This window comes from Sphingobacterium sp. UBA7249 (genome assembly GCF_002472835.1).
Lineage (GTDB): Bacteria > Bacteroidota > Bacteroidia > Sphingobacteriales > Sphingobacteriaceae > Sphingobacterium > Sphingobacterium prati.
The window spans coordinates 538,201-551,399 of sequence record NZ_DKST01000001.1 but is presented as its reverse complement, the minus strand read 5'-3'; the positions used below and the strand labels follow the sequence as shown (position 1 = coordinate 551,399).

Sequence of the window (13,199 nt, the reverse complement as noted above, 5' to 3'; positions counted from 1 at the left end):
TTGAACATATCCGAATAAAATCGGTAATTTTAAGAGCAAAAATTATCAGCTTATATTAAGACATTTTTAAAATATAAATAAGTTTATGAATAAGGTCGGTTTAACGCTATTAACAGCTGTTTTCGGTGGAGCAGTAGCATTAGGTGGTTACAAGCTTATTGAAAATAAGAAACTTGATGGTATGTCTTTTGAGGACAAACAGAAAGTTTATTTTGCCAATAACCCTACAGGAGTCATGTCTTCAACGGGCAATCCTGATTTTACACAAGCATCTGCGGCGGTAGCTCCGGGTGTCGTACATATTAAGACAACATATAGTAGAAAGGGGTCGCAGCAATCACAAGGTTCTCCATTCGACATGTTTGAAGAATTCTTCGGTATGCCTCAGGGTGGGGGACGCCGTCAGATGCAGGCGCAACCTGTGCAAGCTTCAGGATCAGGAGTCATTATCTCTGACGATGGGTATATTGTTACCAATAACCACGTAGTAGAGGATGCTGATAAGATCGAGGTGGTGCTAACAGACAAGCGTACTTATGAAGCGAAGTTGATCGGTCGTGACCCAAATACGGATATCGCTTTATTAAAAGTAGCAGGAAAAGGTCTTCCTGTTGTAAAGTTGGGTAACTCGGATAATGTCAACGTAGGCGAATGGGTATTGGCCTTTGGTTACCCACTTGGGCTTCAATCAACCGTAACAGCTGGTATTGTCAGTGCAACAGGTCGTGATATTGGTATCTTAAGAGAGGGGCAGCAACAACGTGGTAATCCTTTTGGCGGGTCTACAGAGCAACCACTTGCAAGCTCTGCTATCGAGTCTTTTATCCAGACTGATGCGGTGATCAATAAAGGGAATAGTGGTGGAGCATTAACCAATGCCTCCGGTGAATTAATCGGTATCAACTCTGCTATTGCGTCACCAACAGGTGTGTATGCAGGTTATGGTTTTGCTATTCCTGTCAATTTAGTGAAAAAGATTGTAGATGATTTTGTAGAATTTGGTAATGTAAAACGTGGCTATATTGGCGTTAGTTATACGCCAATAACGTCAGAACTGGCCAAAGAAAAAGGGATCACTGATGTCAATGGTTTATATGTGCAAGATGCGGTAGCTGGTGGAGCTGCGGCAGCTGCAGGGATCAAAAGTGGTGATATCTTGACTAAGATCAACGGTAAGACCATCACAGGATCGCCTGTATTAAGTGAGACGATTGGCCGTCTACGCCCAGGAGATAAAGTGAATATTACCTACAAACGTGACGGTAAAGAAAAACAGGTTACATTGACATTGAAAGGTGAAGAGTCTTTGAAATCAGCATCTAGCGCCAGCGGAAAAGCGTCGAAAAGCGCAACCGAAATTTATAACAAATTAGGGGCTAGCTTTATTCCTGCTTCTGCGGCGAAAAAGAAAGAACTGGGTGTAAACGCTGGTGTCGTGGTGACACAGGTAAACCGTGGTGGTATATTTGATTATTTTGGTGTCGAAAGAGGTTTAGTGATCACCGAGGTAAATGGAAAAGCCGTGAACAGTGTTGATGATATAGAATCTGCATTGGGAGCAACACAACGCAATATCGTTCGCTTAAAAGGTGTATCTCCACAAGGAGGTGCTGTTCAGTTAAGCTTTCCAGTGGAATATTAAAAATTGAATTAAGAATTGGTTGATTAATATAGTTTAGGTGGTTCTAGCCGTAAGGTTAGGCCACCTTTTTTATTTAGGGGCCATGCGAAAGGGCCTAAGTATTTTAAATGTCTATGTTTGATGCCTTAAAGTCCTGAAATTGAATTTTAAACCCCGCTATCAAAAATGATCAACGTATTGAGGTCGTCACAGAAAGTACGATTTCATCCGGATTGTTTCTTTAATAGTTTAAGTTTAGTTATTTTGTGCAATAAAGTATGATAAACTGATCCTGTTCGTAATGTAACAGCAATATAGTTTATGATTTAGTTATTATAAAAACATAGGCTCATGAAATTTTAATATTCGTATTCTATTTCATAGCATAAAAAAAGTATTTAGATGAAAATTTTAATGGTTTGTTTGGGTAATATCTGTCGTTCGCCATTGGCACATGGTATATTAAAGCAAAAAATAAAAGATAAACAATTAAACTGGGTTGTAGAATCTGCTGGTACGGGTGATTGGCATATCGGTGAGGCACCCGACCGAAGGGCGATTACAATTGCCAAGAAGTATGGTGTTGATATATCCGGCCAAAGGGCAAGGCATTTTCAGCCTGCTTTTTTTAATGAATATGACCTTATTTTTGTGATGGATCGACAGAATTTTGCGGATGTGTGTGCACAGGCAGAAAACAAAAATGATCTGGAGAAAGTACAATTATTTTTAGATAATGATGTTGTGCCTGATCCGTATTTTGATGATAATTTGTTCGATCCGGTATTTCAGATGATTGACAAGCGCTGTACGGAGGTAATCGAAAAAGTATCTTTATCTTCGTAAATAATTATATATTACAGAAAAATGGTGCAGTAATTTCCTAATTTTCATTGGCTCAGAACACCAAGTAGGAATAGGAAACAATCTCGCATGTCACTATGCGTAAAACATGGGTGAAAAATAGCGATGAATAATGTTTTATCACAAGACAATGAAATTAGCCTATCAAGCCATTGTCTTAGTTAGTATAAAGGAAAAAAATGAAAGCAGCAGAAGTAAATAAGAAGTGGAGCATACTACAGGGTGAAATTGCTTCTTTATTTGATATGGAAAAGCCTGACATCAAGGTATGTTTATTCCTTATCGGTGTACAGGAATTGGGGAAAGGTCCGCAGACCTTCTCGAAACGGCAAAAGGAGGAATTGATGCATATTGCAACATGCCGCCTATTCAGTGCCATGGGTTTTTATAGCCTAAAGGGATTGGATGAGGAAGGCTGGCCACACTGGGAATTGATCAAGCCTATTCCTAATTATACGTTATTGGAACAAGAGCTTATCATGAAGTCCTTGATTATTGATTATTTTGAAGAATTAAACGTCATCTAACGCATGAGATTTTTAAAAGTTTGTTTAGTAGCAATATTTTGCTTTTTGCAGGTCATGGCATTTGCTGCCAAACCGGAATATAAGTATGTTCAGATTATTACAGATAAAGGAACCTGTGTGTTGCGATTATATAATGAGACACCAAAACATCGGGACAATTTTGTGAAGCTGGCAAAAACGAAATACTATGATGGCACATTGTTTCATCGGGTGATTCAAAACTTTATGATCCAAGGTGGTGACCCAGACTCAAAAAATGCTGTTGGTGGGGCTCAATTAGGTAATGGAGGACCTGGCTATACTATCCCTGCTGAAATAGCGGATGGACTCTTTCATAAGAAAGGTGCTATCGGTGCTGCCCGGGACAACAATCCAGCGAAGGCATCTTCAGGATCGCAGTTTTACCTCGTTCAGGGTAAGGTATTTACTCCTGAAGATCTCAATCGTCTTGAACAGACACGGATGAATGGAAAGAAATTTTCTGAAACCCAGCGGCAGGCTTATACCACAATTGGTGGTGCTCCACATCTGGACTGGAATTATACTGTATTTGGCGAATTAGTAAAAGGAATAGAGGTAATTGACCAGATTGCGGCAGTTAAAACCGATAAGAACGACCGACCGGAAGTAGACCAGAAAATGACTATGCATCTACTGACCAGACGTGAGGCACTTAATCTGGAGCGCGAACTGAAAGGTTTAAAGCCACAGACTGGCTTCTTTACCAAGATAAGTGATTTATTCTCTTCTAAAGATTATTAAAATTACCATTAATGGATCTCGCTGTCAGAAAGATTTAAATTTATCGTGTCAGCGTGTGAAGGGACTGTAACAGTCAAAAATAAAAAAATAGTAAGACGTTGTAAGGTTCTAGGCTTTAGGAGTTAACGTCTCAGATCTAATATCTCAATACTCATATCTATACAATGAAAATAGTAACCTATAATGTGAACGGTTTGCGAGCTGCTTTAAAGAAAGATTGGTTGGGCTGGCTAAAAAATGTGGATGCTGATGTCATCTGTCTTCAGGAGATCAAAGCTACTCCAGATCAAATCCCGGAAATCGTTCTATTGGAAGAGATGGGATATGAACATTACTGGTATCCAGCTCAAAAGAAGGGGTATAGTGGGGTCGCTATTTTTACTAAAATTACGCCTACACATGTCGAGTATGGATGTGGTCACGAAGACTATGATTTTGAGGGAAGGATCATTCGGGCCGATTTTGATAAAGTTTCAGTGATGAGTACTTATTTTCCCTCTGGAACAACAGGGGATGTAAGACAAGATTTTAAATATCGTTTTTTGGATGATTTTCAATTGTATAGTGACAAGCTGCTGGTAGAGCGTCCGAATCTGGTCGTCTGTGGAGATTATAATATCTGTCATCGTGCAATTGATATTCATAATCCTAAATCAAATGCGAACTCTTCCGGATTCTTGCCTGAAGAACGCGAATGGATGGAAAATTTCATTCATTCGGGATATATTGATTCTTTCCGTCACTTGAATCCGGAGCCGCATAACTATACCTGGTGGAGTTATCGTGCAGGTGCCCGTGCCCGAAATCTGGGTTGGCGTATCGATTATAATATGGTATCAAAACCGTTGACAGCACAGATCAAATCATCACAAATTTTAGCGAATGCAGTTCATTCGGACCATTGTCCAGTTTTATTGGAATTGGACGTGTAACGAGCCATATATCTCTAATAAAAAAGGCTTTCATTAACTGAAAGCCTTTTTTATAGTTATGAACATTTTATTTGAAGACAGTCATCTGCAATGCTGTATCGCTTGTATGCCTCAAATGAAGTATTTAGGACTTGCTTTGAATGATGGAAAGTTGCTGTGCAACTTTCTCTGCAATTGTTAGAAATGATTTTGTTACAGGGTCTTCCTGATCTATTGCAACGGGAAAACCGTTATCTCCAGCATCGGAAATACCTTTTAGTAAAGGTATCTCGCCAAGGAAGGGTACCTGATATTCTTCAGCTAAACGTTTTCCTCCATCCTTGCCGAAGATATAATATTTGTTTTCCGGCAGTTCTGCTGGAGTGAAGTAAGCCATATTTTCGACAACGCCCAAAAGTGGGATATTGATACTATCCATTAAAAACATACCAATTCCTTTGACGGCATCCGCCAACGCTACATGTTGCGGTGTAGTGACGATGACTGCCCCAGCTATTGGGAAAGTTTGCGATACTGTGATATGGATATCTCCGGTTCCTGGAGGCATGTCAACAACGAGATAATCCAATTCGCCCCAATTGGCATCGTTGAATAGCTGTTTGATAGCAGAGGTGGTCATCGGTCCACGCCATGGAATGGGTTGGTTGGGATCCGTAAAAAAACCAATTGAAAGTAGTTTTAAACCAAATTTTTCAAGAGGCTGAATTTTTACCTGACCATCCGGCATTTCGACTGATCCAGGTTTCGCTCCCTCTAATCCAAACATAATTGGTAGTGAAGGACCGTAAATATCGGCGTCCAAAAGGCCTGTTTTTGCACCTTTGGCATGAAGTGCCAAAGCCAGGTTTGCGGCGACGGTAGATTTCCCTACACCACCTTTACCCGAAGACACCAGAATGATGTTTTTAATCCCCGAAACCTGAGCCCCTTGTTTACCGATTACATTGGAAGTCATGTTGATCTGAACTTCAAGATTTTTGTCAATAAAATGCGCTATAGCATTGCGGCAGGCATGCTCAATATGGTCTTTTAATGGACAGGCTGGCGTGGTCAATACAACATCGAAGGCAATTTTTTGGTCTTCGATCTGAATATTTTGAATCATATTCAATGTTACAAGATCCTTTTTTAGATCGGGCTCTTCAACATACGATAATGCATTTAATATTTGTTCTTTGGTAACCATCTAGTATTCATTTGAAATCATGGAATACAAAACTACTCATTGCCGACCAATTTCCTGTCATTTGTTTGTTTTTAATGGAATTGAGATCATGTATCTTTCTTTTATAGTGGATTTAGGACATCTCTATGGTTTCGAAGGACATCAAAAAATAATCCTATTGCAGAGGACAACATGTTGCCGACCCGGTTTTTGATGTTTTCTGCTGTACCCAGTAATAAGACTCACCATCGATACTCGGTGTGACTGGTATTATGGTGGAAGTGTGTCAACCGGGGGCGTGTAATTATAATTGTATATAAAGGCAAATTTATCTAAGTTTGACTATTGATATGCATGGATTTGCATGAAATTGTAATTATGTCCAATCGATTTATAACATCTCTGAAGTCCCGCAAGTGGCGATGGCTTTATATTACTTTGGCTGTTTTCTTAATTTTGGTAATCGCGTTAGGTACTTATGCTTATCAAAAGAGAGATGGGATGCTCATGGGAGCGATCAATAAGGCAAAAGCTAAACTGCTGGAAAAGTATGATATTGATTTAAAAATTCAATATTATGCTTTTCAGGGAATTAATGCAGTGCAGTTTAAAAATATACAGTTATTACCTAAAAATAGGGAACCACTGGCACAAATTAATGACCTGACCGTATCTGTTAAACTCTGGCCACTTTTATTCGGCGATGTAAAACTCGGGGAGGTTATTCTGGATAATGCTACCGTATCACTGGTCAAGAAAGATTCGATTAGCAACTATGATTTTTTGTTTAAGAAACAAAAGAAGGATACGATCGAGAATGATAATCCAAAACAGAATTTAGCAGCCTTGGCGGATCGCTTGCTGAAAAATGTATTTTTTAAGATCCCGAACGATCTGGATCTCAAAAATCTTGAGCTTTCCTACAAAGATGACAGTACGGCACAGCTTATTGTTATTCCTTCGGCTGTCATTGATGGTGGTGATATGGAATCCAAATTTTTGTTGAACGATCATGAGGCTGCTTGGAACCTAACAGGGACAATAGATTCGGATAATCAGGAATGTGATCTACGTCTTTTTTCGGATAAAAAGGAAGTAAATCTGCCTTTATTACAGCGTAAATTTGGTCTGGCAGTTAGCTTCGATGAGATATCCTTTCGATTGGATAAAGCCAATCGACGCAATAAGGAATTGTTGGAATTGCATGGACAATGGGGATTTAAAAATCTGAAAGTAAACCACTGGCGAATTTCCAGCAAAGATGTTATTTTCCCAGAAGCGACGATGCAGGGGGCACTCAATATTGGAGCTTCTTCTATTGAAGTTAGTAAGGAAAGTACGGTACAAGTAAAAGATTTTGTTTTTTCGCCTTACTTAAAATATGTCCATAAACCTGAAAAGGAGATTTTCCTGGCTGTGCACACCGATAAAATAAAAGCGCAGGATTTTTTTGATGCTATGCCGGTTGGATTATTTCCTGGTTTGGATGGCATTCAGGTTGAAGGCCATATTCAATATGATTTAAATTTCGCTCTGGAGTTAAAAAGACCGGATAAGCTTCTTTTCTCTTCTAGAATGGATGATAAAGATCTGCAGGTGGTTAAATGGGGTGAAGCTAATATTGGGATGTTAAATACGCCCTTTACTTATATCGCTTATGAGGATGGCAAACCCATGCGCGAAATTGTCGTCGGCCCACAAAATCCGAATTTTACACCATTAGATCAGATCTCCCGTTATATGCAGATTAGTTTGATCAATACTGAAGACCCATTTTTCTTTAAGCATAAAGGCTTTGAGGAGAAAGCCTTTAAACTCTCCATCGTTACAAATATCAAAGAAAAAGGGTTCAAGCGAGGCGCAAGTACGATATCCATGCAATTGGTGAAAAATGTATTTCTGAACAGAAACAAAACTGTGGTCCGCAAATTGGAGGAAATTTTATTAGTCTGGTTGATGGAGCGATCGCAGCAAGTGAGTAAAAAGCGTATGTATGAGGTTTATCTCAATGTGATCGAATGGGGCAATAATGTATATGGGATCACAGAGGCTGCCCGTTATTATTTTGGAAAAACACCGGCGCAACTTGGACTTGGGGAAAGTATATTTTTATCGAGTATCGTACCACGTCCGAAGAAAGGACTGAACTTTTTTGATTGGACGGGGCATCTTAAAGGAAATATGTTGCGGTATTTTAATATCTATGGCCATATCATGACCAAGACAGGCCAAATTGGCATTGATTCAACTACATCGGCCTATGGTTTTTATGAGGTGGTATTGCAACCACATCTACGTGCAGCCAGACCTGCTGTCGTGGATTCGATAGATACATTGGATATGGGCGATGACCCGTTGCTGTTCGACGATCTGGAGGGTCGCCCGTCTACTGATAATATCGAGGGGTTGACTGTTCCCAAAACCATAAAAAAGATGTCTAATCCTGATAAACAGGATGAAGAAACGGCCGAACCGGATAAGCATAAGAGATCTATATTCGATAAGATCCTGGGCAGGAATAAAGAAGAAAAGGAAAAAACGGAAGACGAGCCGACGCAGCGTTCGAAAAAATAGCAAAAGTGACCTGGATTAGTTAGTGGTCTGGATGGCAAGTGCCCGGAAATAATACAGGACGGAGTTTGACGATAACATCGTGGGATGAAACCATGATGATTTTATTCGGTCATACAGAGAATTGGTAAATCGGATAGCTTCATCACGATCGAAACTGCAGATGGCTGTATGAGCGCCGTAAAGCGGAAATTGACGGATGGATAATAATTTAAATAGATGAAAAAGATAGAAATTGACGGATTGCTTTTTGAACCACTTTTTGAAGATGAACAGATTCAAAAAAGGGTTCGATTGATGGGCATAGATATCAGCCTACGCTATGAGCATAAGCAGCCTGTTTTTATAGGTGTTTTAAATGGATGTTTTATGTTTATGGCAGATTTGCTCAAACAAATAGACGTTCCCTGTGAGATGTCTTTTATCAAATTAGCTTCCTACATTGGTACAGGGCAAACTGAATTAAATGAACTTTTGGGGTTGGGTATTGATCTGGAAGGACGTGATGTAATTATTGTGGAAGATATTGTAGATTCCGGTCACTCGTTGAAACATACTTTAGATGCCGTAAAGCGGTTGAATCCGGCAAGTGTTATCGCTTGTGCCCTGCTGGTAAAGCCTGAAGCATTACAATATCATTTTGAAGAACTGACGTATGTCGGTTTTGAGATTAGCAAGGAGTTTGTGGTAGGCTATGGAATGGATTATAATGGGCTATGCCGAAATCTTCCCGATATCTATAAGAATGTCCCTGTCTAGATCTGCACATTGGTTATTCGTTTTGAAATTTCTGCCATGTGAATTCAGGGCTTAACTAGGGTTTTTATTGAAAAATAACTCAAGTATCGAGATCGTTGAGAGCTTGTAGTGGGGACAGATAGTGTTCTATAGGCAAGGCCCTACATAACGTCATGATGTGGGCCTCGCAGTTGTTAATATGTACTAATATTTAAAGGAGCAAGTCGCAATATGGTCATTGACCATGCCTACCGCTTGCATATAAGCGTAGCAAATGGTAGAACCAAAAAATTTAAATCCTCTTTTTTTCATGTCCTTTGCTATTTGATCAGAAATCGCGGTTGTTGCTGGAACGTACTGTAAACTTGGCCAGTGGTTGATTACGGGTTGTTGTTCTGGCAGAAATGTATACAGATAATTGAAAAAACTGCCATATTCAGATTGGACTTTTTTAAATAGTATCGCATTCGAAATGGTCGATTCGATTTTATTCCGATGTTTAATAATCGCGGAGTCTTTTAAAAGCAGTTCTACATCATCGGCTGTATAGTTGGCTACTTGATCAACATCAAAATTAGCAAAAGCTTCTTTGTAGGCCGATCTTCGGCGGAGGATAGTAATCCAACTCAAACCAGCTTGTGCGGATTCCAGGACCAAAAATTCGAATAAGGTTTTATCATCTTTTACCTGCCGCCCCCATTCTTTATCGTGATAGTCGACATACTGTTCGTCGGATCCGCACCATTGACAGCGTATTATTTCTTTTGGCATGTTCTATAAGATTTTTTGAATGCAATATAACTTTTTATCCTAACTTTACGACCATAAAAAAGAGTTTCGAATCAAACGGCTTGTGATTTCTGGATGGCCGATAGGGACAATTTATTTCAATGAAAGTTAACATCTTTAGATATTATATTGTATTTGTAATCCTCTTTGTGTTTTCGGTAGTACAATTGAATGCACAGCGCCGGACAGTGCGACAGGTTGCCCAAAGTAGCGTGTCCGTATCTGATAGTATACATGTTTTGAGCGATTCTGTGTCGTCGTCGAACCAAGAAGTATTAGCATCATTGAATCCCGAACTTCAAAAACAATATCGTATTGCTACTGTGGAAGCGGAGGGGTTGGTTATTCACAACATATATAATTATGATGTAAAACAATATTTCAAAGGAAAGCAGCGTAACACGACCTTGGAGCGGCAATATGGCAGTCCTAAGCCACATCGAGAGAATTGGATATTATTTACTGTGCTCTTTTTGATATTTGGCGTTGGCCTAATTCGTGTCTTTTTTCCGTCCGATATCAAATTGGTTTTTCAGGGCTATTTTGATGACCGGGTGCTTTTGTCCGTTAGTAAGGAAGATACGATCTTAACCTCCTGGCCGTTCATTTTCCTATTTATATTGTTTTCAGGCGCAATGGCGTTATTTGTCAGCCTATTTTATGCATATGAATTAAACCGCTTTGATTTTATTACCTTCCCCAACTATATTAAAACCGTTGGAATGGTTGGTGGGCTATTTGCTTTTAAAATCGGTTTTATCCGGTTTTTGTCTTTCGTTTTTGAAATTAGGAAACTTGTCAAAGAATATGTGACGGTGTTATATCTGATTTATTTTAATACATTATTTTTGATGCTCCCGGTGTTATTAATATTGAGCCTAGTTCCGTTGACGACTGTTGGTGTCGTTTTACATTTGGCCATTATCGGAGCGGCGTTGTTATTCTTATATCGATTTCTCAAGACAGCGGCTCATATTATGTCAATGTATAAATTTTCAATTTCCTATTTAATTTTGTACCTTTGTTGCCTAGAAATAGCACCAATATTAATACTGTTAAGATTATTGAGCTAAAACTGGTTAATATGCAAACTTCAGACGTAGAAAGAGCAAAGAAGGTAAAAAGTGTACTGGTGACTTTACCAAAACCTGAAAACGATAAGTCCCCTTATTATGATTTAGCAAAAAAATACGGGTTAAAATTAGACTTTCGAGGTTTTATACACGTAGAAGGTGTTCCTGCCAAAGATGTGCGCAGGGATAAAGTTAATTTAGCGGATCACACTGCGGTAATATTTACAAGTAGAAATGCTGTAGATCATTATTTTAGGATATGCGAGGAGATGCGGTTTGAGGTGTCTGCGGAAATGAAATATTTCTGTATTTCAGAGACAATTGCTCTTTATCTTCAAAAATATATTCAATACAGAAAACGCAAAATTTTCTTTGGTAAACAAACCGCTAAAGATTTAGAGGAAGTGCTTAAAAAACATAAGGCAGAAAACTTCCTTTTTCCTTGCTCGGATGTTGCCAATGAGGAAACAAGGAATTGGTTGCTGCAGAACGGATATAAGTTTACTCCGGCGGTTCTTTTTAGAACTGTGGTAAGTGACCTAAGCGATCTGAAGGATGTATTTTATGATGTAATCGTATTCTTTAGTCCTTCCAGTGTTCAGTCGTTATATGATAACTTCCCTGATTTTAAGCAAAACAATACTCGAATTGCCGCGTTTGGTGCTTCGACACAACAGGCTCTTTTGGAGCATGGATTGATATTGGATATTCCTGCACCTACACCAAAGGCACCTAGCATGACGATGGCGGTAGAAGAATACATCAAAAAAGTGAATAAATAATACCTATCTTAGGTCAATTATATAAAGGGTTTTTTAACCCTTTTTTTGTTGGATATGTTTAACGGATACTGTTAATGTATCGTAGTTATATACGGGCTTACTCTATAATAATACAAGTGCAATAAAAGTGTTCGCCTAGTTTTTATATTATAGTGTAAGCGAAACGTGATGAGGATTTGAAAGAAGATATGTCATTTGCGGATAACTGAATAGGTGCCAAAGATGATGCAGCCCAAATGTAAAAATGAGGCTCTTTAATAAAGGGCCGGATTGTTGTAGGGTAAATGTAATGAAAGTGACAGTTGTCATTTAGATTTTAATTATATTTCTATTAAATTGTATTGGGGTAATTTGTTCCAATTAAAAATAAGGTATAAGCGTTATTTTTAAAATTTGGTAGAAATATTTTTTATGTTTGTAATTAAGCAAAATTAGTCAGTCGTGAAGTTAAAGCAAGTTGATAAAATTTCGGGCATTCGATCAGAAGACTTTTTAAAAAAATATCTGAAACCTGGGTTTCCGGTGATTATAACAGATTTTATTAGTGCTGATAGTCCTGCATGGAAGAAATGGAGTTATGATTACTTTAAGGAAATAGCCGGAGATATTAAGATCGATGTCTATGGAAAAGAAGAAGATTCTATGGATCGTGCTGCCAGTGCTCCTGTGGGGCAAATGACATTTGCGGAATATTTGGATCTCATTACCAAAGAACCTACCGAGTTGCGGTTATTTCTGTTCAATCTGCTTAAGATACGTCCTGAATTGAAGCAGGATGTTATCTATAATGATGTGACTGGAGGGAAAGTGTTGCAGTGGTTGCCATTTATGTTTTTTGGTGGTGAAGGATCAAGTACACGGAATCATTTTGATATCGATATGTCTCATGTATTCATTTCACAATTTCAGGGGCTTAAGCGTATTTGGCTTTTTCCAAATGATCAATCTGATCTGATGTATAAGTTACCGTACAACTTCCATAGCATCGCTAATCCAAAATATAGTAACGTAGAGGAATTTCCAGGAATAGAATATCTGGAGGGGTACGAAGCTGTAATTCACCCAGGAGAAACACTCTATATGCCTGCCGGCTGGTGGCACTACATACAATATGAGACGGAAGGATATTCTATTTCAGTAAGGGCGCTGGCGAATTCGATCAGTGAAAAATTAAAGGGGGCACGTAACCTTTTTATAACAAGACATTTTGATAATACAATGCGCAAGATCTTTAAGAATCATTGGTTCCATTACAAGATAAATACGGCCAAGCGACGCGCGAATAATGCGATTAAAAAAAATAAACGCTAAAAATAAGGGGACATTCATGAATGTCCCCTTATTTTTTTAAGCACTGAGCTAACGGGATGAAGGT

Annotated in this window: 12 protein-coding genes; 10 read left to right on the top strand and 2 right to left on the bottom strand. The window is 38.8% G+C overall.

The window, feature by feature from the left end; all coding sequences use genetic code 11:
• Window positions 1-85: 85 nt before the first annotated feature.
• The 5 genes from B4A24_RS01890 (at window position 86) to B4A24_RS01870 (ending at window position 4,706) form a co-directional block, all read left to right on the top strand.
• The gene (locus tag B4A24_RS01890) at window positions 86-1,642 is read left to right on the top strand and encodes a Do family serine endopeptidase (protein WP_293941968.1); all 1,557 of its coding nucleotides are present in this window, start codon (window positions 86-88) and stop codon (window positions 1,640-1,642) included.
• A 381-nt stretch (window positions 1,643-2,023) separates the two neighbouring features.
• On the top strand, window positions 2,024-2,467 hold the full coding sequence (locus B4A24_RS01885) for a low molecular weight protein-tyrosine-phosphatase (protein ID WP_293941965.1): 444 nt from the start codon (window positions 2,024-2,026) through the stop codon (window positions 2,465-2,467).
• Between the two features lie 197 nt (window positions 2,468-2,664).
• A complete protein-coding gene (locus tag B4A24_RS01880) occupies window positions 2,665-3,012 on the top strand; it encodes a hypothetical protein (RefSeq protein ID WP_172396117.1) in 348 nt (115 codons plus the stop codon).
• A 3-nt stretch (window positions 3,013-3,015) separates the two neighbouring features.
• Window positions 3,016-3,774, top strand: a complete 759-nt coding sequence (locus B4A24_RS01875; RefSeq protein WP_293941962.1) for a peptidylprolyl isomerase — start codon at window positions 3,016-3,018, stop codon at window positions 3,772-3,774.
• 164 nt (window positions 3,775-3,938) lie between these two features.
• Window positions 3,939-4,706, top strand: a complete 768-nt coding sequence (locus tag B4A24_RS01870; RefSeq protein WP_293941960.1) for an exodeoxyribonuclease III — start codon at window positions 3,939-3,941, stop codon at window positions 4,704-4,706.
• Between the two features lie 124 nt (window positions 4,707-4,830).
• Here B4A24_RS01870 and B4A24_RS01865 read toward each other — a convergent pair whose 3' ends face one another.
• The gene (locus B4A24_RS01865; protein WP_293941958.1) at window positions 4,831-5,892 is read right to left on the bottom strand and encodes an Mrp/NBP35 family ATP-binding protein; all 1,062 of its coding nucleotides are present in this window, start codon (window positions 5,890-5,892) and stop codon (window positions 4,831-4,833) included.
• 357 nt (window positions 5,893-6,249) lie between these two features.
• Between B4A24_RS01865 and B4A24_RS01860 the strand changes: the two genes are divergently transcribed.
• Window positions 6,250-8,445 carry a transglycosylase domain-containing protein gene (locus tag B4A24_RS01860; RefSeq protein WP_293941955.1) on the top strand — a complete coding sequence of 732 codons (2,196 nt, stop codon included), beginning with the start codon at window positions 6,250-6,252 and terminating at the stop codon, window positions 8,443-8,445.
• A gap of 216 nt (window positions 8,446-8,661) precedes the next feature.
• Window positions 8,662-9,201, top strand: coding sequence for a hypoxanthine phosphoribosyltransferase (hpt, locus tag B4A24_RS01855; RefSeq protein ID WP_293941952.1), 540 nt, complete (start codon window positions 8,662-8,664; stop codon window positions 9,199-9,201).
• Between the two features lie 183 nt (window positions 9,202-9,384).
• Here the strand turns inward: hpt and B4A24_RS01850 are convergent, their stop codons facing one another.
• Window positions 9,385-9,951: a DNA-3-methyladenine glycosylase I gene (locus B4A24_RS01850; RefSeq protein ID WP_293941949.1), complete on the bottom strand. Its 567-nt coding sequence runs from the start codon at window positions 9,949-9,951 to the stop codon at window positions 9,385-9,387.
• A gap of 119 nt (window positions 9,952-10,070) precedes the next feature.
• Here B4A24_RS01850 and B4A24_RS01845 point away from each other — a divergent pair, with 119 nt between their 5' ends.
• From B4A24_RS01845 to B4A24_RS01835, 3 genes are all read left to right on the top strand, one after another.
• A complete protein-coding gene (locus tag B4A24_RS01845; RefSeq protein WP_293941946.1) occupies window positions 10,071-11,042 on the top strand; it encodes a DUF4271 domain-containing protein in 972 nt (323 codons plus the stop codon).
• An 11-nt stretch (window positions 11,043-11,053) separates the two neighbouring features.
• Complete coding sequence (locus B4A24_RS01840; RefSeq protein WP_172396125.1) at window positions 11,054-11,824, top strand: uroporphyrinogen-III synthase; 771 nt, start codon at window positions 11,054-11,056, stop codon at window positions 11,822-11,824.
• Window positions 11,825-12,265: 441 nt separating this feature from the next.
• Entirely contained in the window at window positions 12,266-13,135 is an 870-nt protein-coding gene (locus tag B4A24_RS01835) for a cupin-like domain-containing protein (RefSeq protein ID WP_172396126.1), read from the top strand.
• Window positions 13,136-13,199: the final 64 nt, after the last annotated feature.